Below are 15,595 nucleotides of genomic sequence, written 5' to 3' on the forward strand. Positions count from 1 at the left end.
TTGGCGCGAACTATCGGATTACGTTAGAAGAAGTCGTTCGCCGAGATGGACGGATGCGGCGGTCAGCTTGACCACACGGGGCTCTTGTCGGGTTCATGGTTTGAAAAACGAAGCACTCATTGTCGCGCCACACGCTGTCAGCGGTCTTTCGTCCGTCGCGCTCGCATCGGTCCTCGATCAGAGCGTGGATTGCGTGAAGCTGATCGGTCTCGACGGCAACATCCGGTACATGAACGGCAACGGCATTTGCGCGATGGAGATCGACGATTTTTGCGCCGTCGAAGGTCAGCCATGGGCAGATCTGTGGCCGGACGAAGCGCGACAGGCGATAATCGGATCGTATCCGCAGGCAGCGACCGGGCAAACCGTACGGTTCAGGGCATTTTGCCCGACCGCAAAGGGATCGCCCAGGTGGTGGGACGTAACTGTCTCACCGGTGACGGACAATGCCGGCGACCACGCCGGCTACCTCTCTGTGTCTCGCGATATCACCGAGACGGAGACCGCGCGCGAGGCACTCGAGATCGCGGCAGCTGAGATGAAACATCGGTTGAAGAATACCTATTCCATGATCGGCAGCCTGTTGATCGGGTTCGCCAAGGGCAATGCGGACAACGAAGCCTTCGCGCACGAGATGGCCGAGCGAATGGGTGCGCTCAGTACCGCGCAGGCGCTATTTGTTTCTGATGAGGTGCCGCTGGAGTTGGATCGCCTCATACCCGCACTTGTGACGCCATTCGATCAACCGGCGTGTCCTGTGACGATCGAGCGGCTTTCCTCATCCATCGTCGACCAGGGCCAAGCGAACGCCATTGCGTTGGTAATAGGCGAACTGGCGGTAAACAGCGCCAAGCACGGCGCCTTGCATCATGGCGGGAATGTGCATGTGAGCGCAGTTGAAGAGCTCGAAAGCTTGACGATCCTATGGGTCGAGCGTTCTAACCAGCCGGTCCTAGCGCGTGATCGGACCGGCGGACAGGGCTTGCGATTGATGGAACGGATCGTGCGCGCCCGTCGCGGGATCATTGCCTACGACTGGGATGACAGCGGCTTGTCGGTCAGGCTGACCTTCCGGCGCTGACGAGCGAAGTCTTAAGGTCGTGGAAGGGACCTGTTTCAGTCGCCGCGCGGACGTCTGGTGGGCCGAGAACACGTCACGATCCTAGGCATCAAACCTCCCGCAGCGCCTTGGACAATGCGTCAATCGAGTTCGGCCTGTGCTGTAGTCCGAAACCAAGTTTTCCTGCGGAACCTGCGTCCCGGTCGGGATGAACAATCAGGAAGGCACACGGCACTAAGAACTTGTTTTCAGAGGCGCGGTACCGATCGCTGATCACCCAAGATCGTCGGCGACGATGGCGATCTCGTACAGCTTCCTTGCTGAGGCGCTTTGTTCGTTCTGTGCAAAGCCGATCAGAAAAGCTGTGGCCTCGATGCCCTCCGGGGTTTCGCGTGGAAGCGTCATCGACCAGTTCCCGAACATTGGCTGCTTTATTTCGCGGTCGCAAATGATCTCGATATCCGTGTGGCGCTCATCGGCGTTAATCCGGTCCATAGTTTCGATAATTGCTGCTCGATCACCCTCGAGAACTTGTGCGAAGTTATTCTTGTCGAACCACAACACCCCGGTGATGCCGGCGCAGGCGTTGCGAACGGCTGAGGTTTTCACAATCGCGTCAAGATCGCTACGATCGGTCCCGATCAACGATTTGCTGATATAGATTAGTCGGTGCATCTAATCGTAACCGTCTGGTTTGGATCGCGTTCCCAGGCCAAGGCAATCGGGGTACCATATTGATCAGGGACGCCTGCGGCGTCCCAATCTGGCGTCTCCATACGCAGTAGCATCGGCCTGCTCAGCAGTAGGGGTTTGCCTAAAGCTTTTCGCCGACTTGCCGGATCGTAGGCACAGCCTGTAGGTTTGACCTGCTAGCGCCGGCGCCATCCACTGGATCGACATGATTTCTGACGTGTTTCGTACCCCCGCCTCCCTCCCAGCAGGGCTGCAGTTTCTTGCGGGGGGCGGCGAAGCCAGTCGTCTCATCGTTGATCGCGACTGGTCGAACCACCCTCTGGGTCCTCCCGAGGGCTGGCCCGACATTCTGAAGTCGACCCTAAGTACAGTGCTCAACTCACCAGAATCTATGATTCTGGCCTGGGGTCGCGAAGAGCTGACCTTCTTTTTCAACGAGACCTATTTCCCGCTTCTCGGGCCTAGGCTTCCGTGGTCGATGGGGGCGCCTTTCAGGGATGTGTGGGCGGACGCCTGGACGCAGGCTAAGCCGATCATCGACGATGCCTTCGAGGGCAAGAGCCAACGCTTTACGGACCTGCCATGGAAGCTCGCGACCGACCGAGGGCCCGCGGATACGTGGTTTACCTTCTCCTATTCACGCATCCTTGATGCAGAGGGCGAGGTCGCCGGCCTCTTCATCCTCACCAACGAAACGACTGATCGTGTCCTTGGCGATGCTGCCCTACGCCAAAGTGAAGAACGCCTTCGCCTCGTTATCGAAGGCGCCAAGGATCATGTGATCGTGACCGTTGATACTGGCGGTATCATTACCTCTTGGTCAGCCGGTGCGACTGCCGTGCTTGGCTGGTCTGGCGACGAAGCCGTTGGACAATCAATCTCAATGATCTTCACCGATGAGGATCGTGCTAGCGGTGCCGATGTTCGCGAGCTTGCTGGCGCCGCGCGGGACGGCTCCGCTACCGATGAACGCTGGCATATAAAGAAAAATGGCCATCCTGTTTTCCTAAGCGGATCGATGCATCCACTCATCGCGGACGTTCAGGGCCATGACCAGGGCTTCATCAAAATCGCTCGTGATGAGACAGAGCGCCAGAAGGCCCGGCAGGATCTTGAGCGGTGGAACGCCACCCTGGAACAACAGGTCGCCGAACGGACAGCTGATCGAAACCGGCTCTGGCAGCTTTCGTCCGATTTGATGCTGGTAGCGAGCTTCGACGGCGACATCGAAGCCGTAAATCCTGCATGGACGCGTATTCTCGGATGGTCGGAAGCCGAGTTGATCGGTGTCTCGCTATTTTCCCTCATTCATCCAGAGGATCTCGATCACACGATCACCGGCGCCTCCGGCATCGCGAGCGGGCAGACCTATGCCCGGTTCGAGAACCGCTACCGACACAAGAATGGCAGCTATCGTGATATCGTCTGGGCCGCTGGGCCGGGGGATGAAAAGATTATCGCGGTAGGCCGCGACTCCACCGAAGAACGCGCTGCCGCAAAAGCGCTTACGGTCGCCGAGGACCAGCTTCGGCAAGCACAAAAAATGGAAGCGGTTGGCCAGCTCACCGGTGGGCTGGCGCACGATTTCAACAATCTGCTGACCGGTATGATGGGCAATCTGGAATTGCTCCAGCTACGCCTTGCACGGGGCAGGCTCGACGACGCGGAACGTTTCATCCTCGCGGCGCAAGGGGCCGGCCGACGTGCGGCATCGCTCACCCAGAGGCTGCTTGCCTTCTCCCGCCGTCAGACGCTCGATCCCAAGGCCACTGACGTAAACCGTTTGATCGTCGGTATGGAGGATCTGCTGCGCCGAACGGTCGGCCCTACAAACAACATCGAGGTTATCGGAGCCGCTGGTTTGTGGACCGCCATGATCGACGCCACGCAGCTCGAAAGCGCCATACTGAACCTGTGCATCAACGCCCGTGATGCGATGCCGGATGGAGGCCGGCTGACGATCGAAACTGGCAACAAATGGCTTGATGACCATGCTGCGCGCGAGCGGGACCTTCCCGCTGGCCAGTACCTCTCGATCTGCGTGACCGACACGGGGACAGGTATGACACCCGAGACGATCGAAAGGGCGTTCGAGCCTTTCTACACGACAAAGCCGATCGGCCAGGGAACCGGCCTTGGTCTGTCGATGATCTATGGCTTTGCCCGTCAGTCGAACGGACAGGTCCGCATCTACTCAGAGGTGGGCGAAGGAACGACGATCTGTGTCTATCTGCCACGCTACATGGGGGAGGCCCTACTTCCCGAAGAGGAAGAGGCTCTGGCGGCAGCGGCATCCGCAAGCGGCGAAACCATTCTGGTCGTCGATGATGAAGCAAGCATCCGCCATCTCATCGACGAGGTCCTCGACGAGATCGGTTACACGGTCATAGGTGCCGCGGACGGCGCGTCCGGGATCAAGGTCCTTCAGTCCGGTGCCAAGATAGAGCTGCTGATTACCGATGTCGGCTTGCCGAACGGTATGAACGGACGACAGGTCGCCGACGCGGCACGGACCCTGCGACCGGGGCTGAAAGTGCTCTTCATCACAGGATACGCAGAGAATGCCGCGGTCGGTAATGGTCATCTCGAACCTGGCATGGAGCTGTTGACGAAGCCGTTCACCATGCAGGCGTTGGCATTGAAGGTGGCGGACATGATGAAGACCACCACCCAGAGGTCGGATCGTACATCAACCGCTTCACCCCGACGCAGCGACCGAGAGGGCAGTCGATGAAAGTGAAGGCGATCGATCACGTCGTGTTCAACGTGCGCGACGTGGATGCTTCAGCGGAGTGGTACGAGAAGGCGCTCGACATGGAGCGGCATGTTTCATCCTCGGATGACGGTCCAATTCGCATGAGCATGATATTTGGCCCCAACAAGATCAACCTTCGCCCGATATCCGCCTCGCAGGAGGCGTGGTTTACCGCGCGTACGCCGACCTCGGCAGCGATGATCTTTGCTTCCTGACCGATACGCCCCCCGCCGAAGTCGCTGGCCACTTCCGCAACCTCGGCATTGCGATCGAAACCGGCCCCGGCATCAAAAAGGGCGCGCGGGGGCCGATATGTTCGGTCTATGTGCGTGATCCCGACGACAACCTTATAAAGGTCTCGTCGTACCAACTATGACGGGACCGTCAGTTAACATATCGCTAAATAACCAATATGGCCAATAACAACCGTCTATAAAGCATGTTTGGCGTTAGCTCCACCCTGTAATTACGCTATAATTATGCATTTACGTTTCTAGTACATGATAATTTCCTTGCACGTGCTTTATGAAACCATTCTATATCTGTGCGACGGTAATGTGTGGAGATGGATGTGTACGGGGCACACGTCGGTTCATGGTTGGACGTTTTTTCTAATGAGAAGAAGCGACAGCTTGCCGTAGATCAGAGCGGAGCGTTAGCAATGCGCGGCAGCGAGGAGCTTGAGCGCATTGTGGACGTCGTTCGCGATTACTATCGGACGCAGTATGCGGCGATCTCAATCATCGACAAACGCATGCAAACTTTGTTGGCGGAACGTGGACTGGGTGTCACCGAAACCCCGCGAAACACGGCCTTCTGCGCCGTCACGGTTCGGCAGGGCGGGCAGATGCTGGTCATCCCCGATGCGCGCAGCGATCCGCGTTTCGAAGAGTTCGACAGTGTTATAAATGATCCATTCGTCCGCTTCTATGCTGGCGCGCCTATTACTGATCCCGCGGGACTGGCGCTTGGCGCGATATGCGTTGCGGACAGTGAGCCGCTGGCGGGGGACTTTGATCAGTCCCTTCTTGTCATAATGGCTCGCGAAGTCGAACGCGAACTTGCCAGCCGAATGAAGGCGGTAGTTACTCCATTAACGTAAGACCTCAGACGGTATCGGCGAGCCGTTCGGTTACGTCGTTCGACGGCCACCAGCACTCTATGGCCTGTAGCACCTGATAGTCGGACGCGGCAGGCGGGATCGACCCACATCCGGTCATTCGCGCGCCCTTCCCCTCTCCCCAACTCCAGACATTGGTTCATCTCCGCGTAACGCCCGCTTTGGCGCCTGACCTGCGAACTCGAATGTCGCAGCTGGGCGATAGTTTGGCAGGAAGGCTGTCCAAGTTTAGGTTTTACTCCCTATGAGCTGCAGACGGCTTTTGCGGGAAGCTTAGGTACGGGATTAGTGGGGACGCTGCGTCGGACTGTAGATGCCAATCCGGGTTCCTCCTTATACAGAACCTGGATTGTAGCGATCGGTGCGGCGGTGAGGATCAGCAGGAAAAGGCCCATCAGTTATTCGTTGGTCTCTAGCGGCTTGACGGAAAACGCTCTCAGTCGGTTTGACACCGAGAAGCCATCATGGTCGCCGCCTTATCGTGAGATAAATCAACGAAATACGCATTACACCGGAACGGACTGACCGTTGCAACGTCGGGCATGCAGTTGATTTAGCGAGGATGCATGACCGGACCGACGTTGGTATTTCTTCATGCCCTCGGCGCCAGCGCGGGAGAGTGGAAGCAAGTTCTTGATCACCTGCCAAACCAAGCGTGCGTAGCGCTAGACCTGCCAGGATTCGGCGCCGCGGCGGAGGCGGGGCATTGCGATGTCGAAGTGATGGCGGACTGGCTGGCGGACGAGATCCGCTCCCGTGCGCTGACCTCATGCGTGCTCGTCGGTCACAGCATGGGCGGCAAGATCGTTACGCTCGTCGCGGCCCGCGCCGCAGCCGGCGAAATCGGCCTGTCAGGCGTACTTGGGGTCGTACTAGTCGCGGCATCGCCACCGTCACCCGAACCGATGGACGAAGAGCGCCGTAACCAGATGATTGACTGGTTCGCCAACGGTCAGATCGCAGGCGTCAATGCCGCGACCTTCGTCGACGCCAATACCGCCAGAACACTGGCCAAACCTCTGCGCGACACCGCGATCGACGACGTGCGACGGTCAAGCCGAGAGGCGTGGCTCGGCTGGCTGGAACGTGGCAGTCGCGAGGATTGGAGCGCCGAGGCTGGACGCATCGCAATCCCGGCGCTGATCCTCGCCGGCGCCGAGGACGGCGATCTTGGCGAAGATGCTCAGCGCCGGCTCAACCTGCCACATTACATCACCGCGGATATAGACCACGCGCGTGCCCACGCTGCGAAGCTGGTCGAGCAGCCAGCTGAACGCAGCCTTCGCCTCGGCTTCAAGGCCTGCCGTCAGGAACGCCTTGATCGTGTAGCCGGCATCCCTGATCCAGGCGTAGCGATAGTCATAATTCTTTGCTCCGCCGATACCTTCCGGGATCGACGTTGTTGCTGCGGCCGCGATGGCGCCAGACGGCGAGTAGAGTAGCAGCTTCAGCGCCAGTGCACTGCGTAGGAATGCCTCGCGGTCTTCACCGAAGTAGGAGACATGCTCGCACCAGTCTCGCCATTCCCGGTCCGATATGTCGATGCGTGCATCAATCTGTTCAATCGTTGGGGCCACCAGCGGCTCGTCACGACCAGCCACGACTGCGACGGTCTGACGCTCGCCGGCAGCCACCGTCACTTCGCCCGTGATGCCTTCGTCGGCCCAGTCACAATGTACCGTGTCGCTGTGAACGAATAGACCAAGGACGCGCTCGACATGGAAAACTGTGTGGCCCCCAATCTTCGAGTGGTACGGACTGACCGTATCGCCTCGCCGACCAGGCTTCATCGTCAGCCTAAAGCGAACAGTGCCATCCAGCCCATCGACCCGCCTCGCCAGCTCGGCCCATGGCAGACGCCCCGCCGTGCCACTGTTGAGAGACTCGGTCAGTTTTGCTCGCCCACTCGGCGTCGTAAAGATCGTCTCGAGTACATTACTGCCCGGGCGATACTGGCGCTCAACCGTGAAGGGGTGATCGGGCTGTAGCGTAAAGCACCCACCATTCTCGCCATCGAGTAATCGGTCGAACAGTGGAGGCGAGTCCATGTTGGGTACGCACCACCAGTCGATCGATCCATCGGCACCGGACAATGCGACGGATCGGCCATCCCCAAGCGCGCCATATTGCTCAAGCGGCAGATAGCCGTCCTTGCGAACGCCGAGTTCGATACGTTCATGATGCTGTGGCAGCAGCCGCTCCAGCATCCCGGTCAACGAAGCTGACGCGGCAGCGCGCGTGACGCACCGACACCCATCAAAGCACCCGCACCCAGCAGACCACCTACCACGCCTAGCTTTAGCATATCGCGCTGACGGCTCGTAAAGAACTCGCGGCGGCTTCCTTTTACCCGGTCCTTGCCGTCGCCGTCGATCTGCGCCGGTCCTGGAACCGCCTCGTCGAGATTGCCAATGCGATCGGGCATCGGATCGCCCTGCTGCTTGTCGAGCATTTCGGCTGCCTCACGATCGGAGAAGCCTGGTGCGACCGACTGCCCGAGCGCCATCATCAGTGTCAAACGCCCAACCCAGAACTCACGTTGAGGATCGCGCGCTGCGGTCCAAATCGCTTCGGCACAGAGGCGCGGGTCGAAAAGTGGATCGGGAATGATTTGCTCACGTCCCGTGTGGGTGCGTGCCCAGCTCGTCTGCGGCGTGTTTACGCCGGGCAGATACACGACGCTGAGCGTGATCTTTGATTTGTCCGAGATCAGCTCCGAGCGCAGCGAGTCCGTAAACCCGCCCACCGCAGCCTTCGCGCCACAATACGCGGCCTGCAAGGGAGCGGCCCGGATCGCGAGGCCGGACGACACCTGGATGATTGCCCCCTGATCCCGCGTACGCATGTGACGCAGCGCGGCAAGCGTTCCGTAGACTTGCGACAGATAGGTTGTGGCGGTGACTCGGGCATATTCATCCGGCGTGATGTCGTGCGCGCGAGCAACCACCGTCGACATGGCGTTGTTGATCCAGGCGTCGATCGCGCCAAATTCGGCGACCACCTTATCGGCGGCCTCGTCGACGGCTTTCGCATCGGCAACGTCTGCCGGGATCGCCAGGACTCGACCACCATGCTGTTCGAGCATCGCCCGAGCCTCATCAAGACGTGTCGGGTCCCTTGCGATGATTGCAACCTGCCATCCGCTACGTGCAAAGCGATCCGCAGTCGCGAGGCCGATGCCGGCGCTCGCTCCCGTTACTACGACGGTCTTCATAAGGTTGGTCTCGTTCCTAACAAAAAGCTTGCTCGACCGCTAAACGCCCAAGTGGCGAACTGGTCGCCGCCTACTGCTTTGCTCTTCAGTTAAATGCGCGGACGCTGCGGCCTTCGATGGTGAGACCCAACAAGGCCGCGCGACCGTCGAGTCATTAAGCTGATGTAGCCAGCGACCAGTTTTGGATTGAAACTCAATCGGAGTTCGGACGGTTACCGCGACCCAGAAGCAGACGTCCCCGCCCCCTGCCCAGCCTCCCAACTACCGCCGCTCGTTCATCTCCGCGTTACGACTGCTTTTGGCGGCTAACCCTGCGAATTCGAATGTCGCGGTTGGGCGATAGTTTAGGATGCAGGCTGTCCGAGTCCGGGTTTTGTGCCCGATGAGCTTTGGACGCCATTTGCAGGAGGTTCAGGCACGGGATGAGCGGCGACGCTACGTCGAACCGTAGGTGCCAATCCAGATTCCTCATTCCACAGAACTAGGATTGTAGCGATGGGTGCGGCGGTGAGGATCAGCAGGAAAAGGCCCATCAGCCATTCGTTGGTCTCTAGCGGCTGCGAGAAGCTACCGCTGGGCTGCATCGACGGGCTAGGTCGCATCGGGCGCCTGCCGGCTTTCCTGGGGTGAAACGGACGGTCCCCAGTCGCTCGGTGGGCAGACGGCCTGATCTGCGAGCGATCGTAGGCGGCGCGTGATTCCTTCTTTCCCAAAACGGAATACGCCTCGTTGATCGCTTTCGCACGAGCAGAAACATCCGCACCATGATTGGCATCGGGGTGATATTGACGGAGCAGCGCTTTCCACGCGGCGTGGATAGTTTCTCGACTTGCCGTCGAGGGCACCCCTAGGACAGAATAATAGTCGGGTGAGAGAGCCATCTAGCCGTTACTTGCGGCTAAAACGCGAAAAAGGAAAGTCCGCCCGTCGCGTGATCTTAACTTCGTCTTCTCAGAGATCCAAAGGGTGGCTTTAGGGGCCAACAGTCGGATGGAAGCGACATTCAAGCAGCGCCCGCCGCTCCCCCAGACGGTCGCTCATTCATCTTCGTCCCGCTCAGCTCAACGGCCACCAGTCACTGTGCCCTGATCCAAATTCCGGATGCGGACGGGACAAAATCTCAACGGTGTCGACTGGTTTACCAAGGGGCTGACTGCATAGAACTTACGCTTCGAGACCGTGCCGCCGTCCCTGCGGATTCAATACGGGCAAGCCTGTTTAGCCGTCAGGGCACGTCGAGCCCGCTTGGCTATCGGGCGGCCGCTCGCTTCGCCGCACCGCCGCCAGCAGCGATCCACTTGTCGATCTTAGCCTCTAGCACCGGCATCGGCAGCGCTCCGGTATCAAGCACCTGCGCATGAAAATCGCGCGGATCGAACTTCGGGCCAAGCATCGCCCGCGCCTTTGCCTTGGTCCCCGCGATCGTCAGCTGGCCGATCTTGTAGGCGAGCGCCTGTCCCGGAATAGCGATGTAGCGTTCGACTTCAGCCGTCGCGTCGGTCCGCGCCATTGGCGAATTCGCGAGCATGTAGGTGACTGCCTGATCCCGCGTCCAACCCTTGGCATGGATTCCGCTGTCGACGACCAGCCGCATCGCGCGCAGCATCTCGTCGTTCAGCCCGCCCATCCGCTGATACGGATCGGTTTCCATGCCGAGTTCCTTCCACAGGCTCTCGGCATAGAGCGCCCAGCCCTCGACATAGGCGGTATTGCCGCCGAACCGCATGAACGCGGGCAGCGCGGTGTTCTCCTGCGCGAGGCTGATCTGGAAATGATGCCCCGGCACGCCTTCGTGTAAGAACAGCGTCTCCATTTCCCACATGTAACGCGAGGGCAGGTCGTAGGTGTTGTAGTAAAACACGCCCGGTCGCGACCCGTCGGGCGTGCCGCCGTTGTACGATCCGGCCGCCTCGGTCTTCTCCTTGAACGCCGGGACCGGCCGGATCTCCAGCATCGTCTTCGGCGTCAGCGAGAATTGCTCGGGGATTAGCTTGGAGATACGCGCCTCGATTCCACGGTAACCGTTGCGCAGCTGGTCCACCGAGCTCGGCTGGAATTGCTTGTTGGTACGCAGGAAGGCGAAGAACGCCGGCAGGTTGCCCTTGAACCCGACCGCCTGTTTCTGCGCTTCCATACCCTTCAGGATGCGCGCGACCTCGGTTAGGCCGAGCTGATGAACCTGCTCCGCGGTCATCGGCAGCGTCGTGTTTTGCCGGATCAGAAAGGTGTAATACGCGTCGCCGCCGGGCAGGGAAGAAAGACCTACCGTGTCGCGCGCGGCGGGCAGATAGACGTTAACGAGGAAATCGCGCATCTGCCGATGCGCAGGTATGATCACGTCGCGAATCTGCGCGGCATAGGCCGCCTTCAGACGCGCCTGGTCCGCTGCAGGGATCGTTGCCGGAAACGTCTTCACTGGGCCGTAGAAGGTCGAGCCCTCGACCCCTTCCGCAATGAGGTTTTCGAACTCCTGGATCATGTTCGTGACGACCAGCTTGGGCTGGACGATCTTGTCCTTCATCCCCTGCCGGAACAGGCCGATCGCGCGGTCGAGGACAACGGCATATTTCGCGTTGCGCTTCAGATTGTTCTCATAGTCGGCGAGCGTCTTGAACGGCGCGGCGCCGTTGCCCGACGCGAAATCAGGATAGAAGCTCTGAAACCCGTTCATATGGTCGATCGGCAGGTCGCGCTGCACCTTCAAGAGCGCGGGCGCAAAACCGGCGAGATCAGTCTCGTTTCGCGTCTTGAAGACGTCATAGGCGATCTGATCTGTCGGGGTCAGCCGGGAACGATCGATTGTGTTCAGGGTCGCGAGGTCATGCTCCACTGCCGCGCGCTCGGCCGCGAGATACCCATCGGTCAGATAGTCGCCGAACTGGTCGGCGTAGCGCAGGTCGCCACGGAAAACCGCCTCGATGGGATGACGCTCCAAGCTCGCCTCATCGCTGTTGTAGAACAGGTGCTTCAAACGCGCGTCGTCTGCGCTCTCACCCGGCTGCACGACCGGCTCGGGTACCGCCTGCCCCCTCGCCGCGGCAGTCGCCAGCGTGGTGGAAAGTAGAGCGGCGAGCATCAGTTTGACGGACAATATGCGGCTCCTTGGGATGCGACGGTGCGAGGGTTAGGATGCGGCCATGGTTCCCGCAAGCGCGCGAGGGTTAACGCGCGCCGTCAAGTCCAAATGGGCCACTGGAGGTCGGATTACCTCGCTTAACGTCGGGTCGGCAGCGAGGTCATCAAGGCAGGTTCCGCAACGAGAATAGCCGGGGGGCTCAGGCCGGCATTTTGGTCCACTATCCCTTCGGACCGATACTTTGAGAACGTCGAACTGCTCAGATCATAGAGAATTGCGAACAGGACCTAGTTGTGGACGTTCACAGGGCAATCTCTGCTTCCCAACTTCAGCCCTTTGCTCATGTCGAGGCGGGGCTCAAGCGGCACGCATTCCCCCTGCCTGACGGCACGCCGAATTTCTCGAAAGGGATCAAATTTTGGGAACGCCCCTTTCTTCCGCTCTATCCTGCTGCTCGTTGTCGTTGTCGTTGTCGTTGTCGTTGTCGTTGTCGGCGCTGTCGATCAATGGGGCCACGGCTTCAAATAAGACGCCGCCAGGAAGGTATGAGATACGAGCCGTTCCACCGGTTTCGTGCGCCAAAACACGCTGAATGAGCTGTGTGCCAAAGCTGGTCCTCGTTGGCGGTTCAACCGGTGGGCCTCCTGACTCAATCCAGGTGAGGTGGAGATCATGTGGCTGCCAGCCGTCCATGACCTTCCAGCTCAGATCAATCACGCCCTCGGCGGTCGATAGCGCGCCGTATTTTGCGGCGTTGGTTGCAAGCTCATGGAGGGCAAGGGCGAAGGCGACGACGAGGCGGGGCGGGAGCTGAAGGTCCTCGCCGGAAAGCTTAAACCTCTGCCCGTCTTCCACCCCAAAGGGGGTAAGGGTACGCTCGACCAGCGCACGCAGAGATGTGCTTTCGAACCTGCCACTGATCAGCAAGTCATTCGCGGCCGACATCGCATGTATGCGTGCTTCCAGCGTCGTGCCGGCCTCCTGCACAGAGGTCGCCCGGCGCATCGTTTGCGAGACGATCGCCTGCAAGGACGCCAGCGTGTTCTTCACCCGGTGGCTTAGCTCATTAGCCAAAAGGGTCCGATGCTCCTCAGCGCGTCTCCGCGCAGTCACATCCTGGGTTGTCCCGACGATTGCCAATGGTGTGCCATCGGCGCGGTAGCTGGCCTGCCCCCGGATCTGTACCCAACGTTCCTCGCCTGCCGGCGTCCGCAAGCGGTACTCGATATCCAGCAGCGATCGGTCGCGTACGGCGCGCTCTATGCCATCGACCTGCATCTGCCGGTCTTCCGGATGGATCGACTCCCGCAGTTCGTCGAGGGTCAGAGGATCGGTCGGGGCACGACCGCATATCCTCTTGCATTCGGCAGATGCCGTCAGCCTGTACGTATCGAGATTGATGCTCCAGGACCCGAGACGGCCGGCATCAAGAGCAAACTGAAGCCGTTGCTCGCTCTCCTGAAGCTCGGCGATGCGGCGCTCTACCTCTGCTTCGAGGGCATCGCGATCGAGCTGAAGATTGACGAGGCGTTCGCGCTCAAGAGTGACGTCGTACTGCGAGGCGAAGAAATAGAGCAGCACCCCGTCGTCGTTAAACACCGGCGAAACCAGCAACCGGTTCCAGAAATGCGTGCCGTCCTTCTTGTAGTTCAGCAGGTCGAGTTCGATCGACTCCCGCGCACGTATCGCGTCTCGAACGCGGCCGACGTCGGCTATGTCCGTGTTCGGTCCCTGCAGAAACCGGCAGTTGCGACCCATGATCTCGCTGCGGGCATATCCGGTCAGCTTCCCAAAGGCGTCGTTCACAAACACAATGGGATTGTCAGGCAACCGGGGGTCGGTGATGATCATCGGCATGCGCGTCGCGCGGACAGCCGAGGCAAAAGGGTCGGACCCGCTATCGCCGCGCGTCAGTTCGCGTACGATCCGCGCTTCTTCCTGGATATCTCGCACACGTCACTCCGTTCGCGCGCTCAACGGGCCTTATGTCGTTGGACGCTACGCGTTTTTAGCTCTTTAATGTCAGTAGGCTAAGATGGCTATTGCGACAAAACTACTGGGTTAACAGCCTGCAAACGACGCCGGCATGGCCCGCAAATACGGCCATGCCGCGGTCGCATTCCAAGAAAACGAGCGTAAAATCCTCGCGGGCCGCAACTCGGCCCATGGCGGGCGGGTTAGAGCTCCATGACCCTTTCAACCGTACCTTACGCGCTCGTTGTCGATGATGATCCGCTCATCATGATGGATACGACTGGCATCCTCGAAGACGCCGGATTCCGCTTCTATGAGGCCATGGATGGCGACGAGGCGAAGCGTGTCTTAGCCACCAACTGGGAAAGCATCGTACTGCTGTTTTCTGACGTCGACATGCCCGGCGACACTAATGGCTTCGCGCTCGCCCGGCATGTCGCTGAACGCTGGCCCACGATCGAGATCGTGATCGCGTCCGGTCATGTTCTACCAAAAGCGGGCGAGATGCCCGAAAAGGCCACATTCATCTCTAAGCCGTTCAACAAGCAAATGGTGCACCAGCATTTGCGGAACATGCTCCCGGACAATAAATTGCCGGAGCCGCTCAAGAGAGCGGTCTGATCAACTGTACAACTCATTGGCGTAGATGAGCTTGAACGGGACAACCAGCGTAACTCTCTAGCGGACAACGATCGAGCCGATGAGGCTATTGCAAGACCAGGCCTAAAAACGCTCTGCAAGTACGAGGCTGAGAGGCTCGGGCTGCTGTCGAGACCCACTTGCGGTCATTCGCGGCCTCTTTCTGGCTCCCCAATTTCTGCCATCCATTCAGGATTGCGGCAGAGAAGGTGCTGAGCCTTGGCCCTGCCCGCTGCCTCGCCAGCTTTCAAAAGGATGATGAGGCGGCAAAGCTTTTACCGACCCATTAACTGGCTGTCGACTGCATAAGCTCTATCGTGATATGATCGGGGCCTGAAACGTAGGCCACCAACGTTCCCTTCCGTGGACCACCCGGGACCGGCAGCGGATTGCCTTTCGCCTTCCATCCTGCTGCTTCGACGCGGGCAATGGCGACGTGAATATCCTTTACGGTCAGACCCAGGTGGGCCGCTCCGATCGATCCCGCGCCGCTGGGCACCGTCCCGTTCTGGAGCCCGTTTGAATATTCCAACAGTTCGACCACGTGACCGTCTTGTGCCTTGACGATCGCCGTTTTCACACTCGGATCATCGACACCTGTCACCTGATTCAGGAAGTCGCCCCCATCTCCGATTGCCGCTCAAGTGTGAAACCGAGCGCTCCCGTCCAGAACCGAACGGCTTCGTCCAAAGACGACACAGCGAAGCCTGTGTGGTCCACGGCAATTACGTTTGCGGCGTCCGTCATTACTGCCCTCTCACTGGTATGCCGGCCGTGCTTACCACGCGACCGTTCACCATAGTAAACCGCTTTCCCAAAACCCTTCCCCGCATAAACTTTCCCAATATGGGCTGGTGGACACGGAGAAACGGAAAGTCTTCGAGCCTCTTAAAGCAGCGGGTTCCAGGATGTGAAAGACCTTGGGAGCAGACGAGCTTGGTCATGCCGCGATCAGGCAACCAGCGGCCGCGGAGACCCAATTACAGGCGTTCGGACCGGCCGTCCCGTTTCCCAGCTTCAGACACTCGTTCATGCCCTTAGGTCTTTGAAAGTTGACGGCGACG

General features: G+C 59.5%; 12 protein-coding genes and 2 pseudogenes. 6 read left to right on the forward strand and 8 right to left on the reverse strand.

All coding sequences use genetic code 11. The annotated features are described in order from the left end of the window. Nucleotides 1-100 precede the first annotated feature (100 nt). Nucleotides 101-1,081 carry a PAS domain-containing protein gene (locus tag C8J26_RS15420; protein ID WP_056420889.1) on the forward strand — a complete coding sequence of 327 codons (981 nt, stop codon included), beginning with the start codon at nucleotides 101-103 and terminating at the stop codon, nucleotides 1,079-1,081. Nucleotides 1,082-1,333: 252 nt separating this feature from the next. Here the strand turns inward: C8J26_RS15420 and C8J26_RS15425 are convergent, their stop codons facing one another. Further along, complete coding sequence (locus tag C8J26_RS15425; protein WP_056420887.1) at nucleotides 1,334-1,735, reverse strand: BLUF domain-containing protein; 402 nt, start codon at nucleotides 1,733-1,735, stop codon at nucleotides 1,334-1,336. A 223-nt stretch (nucleotides 1,736-1,958) separates the two neighbouring features. Between C8J26_RS15425 and C8J26_RS15430 the strand changes: the two genes are divergently transcribed. From C8J26_RS15430 to C8J26_RS15445, 4 genes and pseudogenes are all read left to right on the forward strand, one after another. Next, nucleotides 1,959-4,487: a PAS domain S-box protein gene (locus tag C8J26_RS15430; protein WP_056420885.1), complete on the forward strand. Its 2,529-nt coding sequence runs from the start codon at nucleotides 1,959-1,961 to the stop codon at nucleotides 4,485-4,487. Continuing rightward, a complete protein-coding gene (locus C8J26_RS20930) occupies nucleotides 4,484-4,723 on the forward strand; it encodes a VOC family protein (RefSeq protein WP_235517089.1) in 240 nt (79 codons plus the stop codon). Before C8J26_RS15430 ends, C8J26_RS20930 begins: the two co-directional genes overlap by 4 nt. 383 nt (nucleotides 4,724-5,106) lie before the next feature. Then, nucleotides 5,107-5,610, forward strand: coding sequence for a GAF domain-containing protein (locus C8J26_RS15440; RefSeq protein ID WP_208631411.1), 504 nt, complete (start codon nucleotides 5,107-5,109; stop codon nucleotides 5,608-5,610). Nucleotides 5,611-6,194: 584 nt separating this feature from the next. Beyond that, nucleotides 6,195-6,767 (forward strand): annotated as a pseudogene (locus tag C8J26_RS15445) (alpha/beta fold hydrolase); the annotation flags it as partial. Between the two features lie 75 nt (nucleotides 6,768-6,842). Here the strand turns inward: C8J26_RS15445 and C8J26_RS20935 are convergent. The 5 genes and pseudogenes from C8J26_RS20935 to C8J26_RS15470 all read right to left on the reverse strand — a co-directional run. Further along, nucleotides 6,843-7,835 (reverse strand): annotated as a pseudogene (locus tag C8J26_RS20935) (glycoside hydrolase family 15 protein); the annotation flags it as partial. Between the two features lie 5 nt (nucleotides 7,836-7,840). Further along, entirely contained in the window at nucleotides 7,841-8,842 is a 1,002-nt protein-coding gene (locus C8J26_RS15455) for an SDR family oxidoreductase (RefSeq protein WP_107959143.1), read from the reverse strand. Nucleotides 8,843-9,186: 344 nt separating this feature from the next. Further along, nucleotides 9,187-9,723 carry a J domain-containing protein gene (locus C8J26_RS21185; protein ID WP_107959144.1) on the reverse strand — a complete coding sequence of 179 codons (537 nt, stop codon included), beginning with the start codon at nucleotides 9,721-9,723 and terminating at the stop codon, nucleotides 9,187-9,189. A 368-nt stretch (nucleotides 9,724-10,091) separates the two neighbouring features. Then, on the reverse strand, nucleotides 10,092-11,918 hold the full coding sequence (locus C8J26_RS15465; protein WP_107959206.1) for a DUF885 domain-containing protein: 1,827 nt from the start codon (nucleotides 11,916-11,918) through the stop codon (nucleotides 10,092-10,094). A gap of 411 nt (nucleotides 11,919-12,329) precedes the next feature. Next, the gene (locus C8J26_RS15470; RefSeq protein ID WP_107959145.1) at nucleotides 12,330-13,871 is read right to left on the reverse strand and encodes a PAS domain-containing protein; all 1,542 of its coding nucleotides are present in this window, start codon (nucleotides 13,869-13,871) and stop codon (nucleotides 12,330-12,332) included. 234 nt (nucleotides 13,872-14,105) lie between these two features. Between C8J26_RS15470 and C8J26_RS15475 the strand changes: the two genes are divergently transcribed. Then, on the forward strand, nucleotides 14,106-14,513 hold the full coding sequence (locus C8J26_RS15475; protein WP_107959146.1) for a response regulator: 408 nt from the start codon (nucleotides 14,106-14,108) through the stop codon (nucleotides 14,511-14,513). A gap of 304 nt (nucleotides 14,514-14,817) precedes the next feature. On the opposite strand, the gene C8J26_RS20670 is transcribed toward C8J26_RS15475, so the two are convergent. Both C8J26_RS20670 and C8J26_RS21190 read right to left on the reverse strand, forming a co-directional pair. After that, nucleotides 14,818-15,111 (reverse strand): VOC family protein, encoded by a 294-nt coding sequence (locus C8J26_RS20670; protein ID WP_208631413.1) that lies wholly within the window; start codon nucleotides 15,109-15,111, stop codon nucleotides 14,818-14,820. A 29-nt stretch (nucleotides 15,112-15,140) separates the two neighbouring features. Further along, nucleotides 15,141-15,278 carry a VOC family protein gene (locus tag C8J26_RS21190; protein ID WP_208631414.1) on the reverse strand — a complete coding sequence of 46 codons (138 nt, stop codon included), beginning with the start codon at nucleotides 15,276-15,278 and terminating at the stop codon, nucleotides 15,141-15,143. Nucleotides 15,279-15,595: the final 317 nt, after the last annotated feature.

The sequence above is a fragment of the Sphingomonas aurantiaca genome (genome assembly GCF_003050705.1).
Lineage (GTDB): Bacteria > Pseudomonadota > Alphaproteobacteria > Sphingomonadales > Sphingomonadaceae > Sphingomonas > Sphingomonas aurantiaca.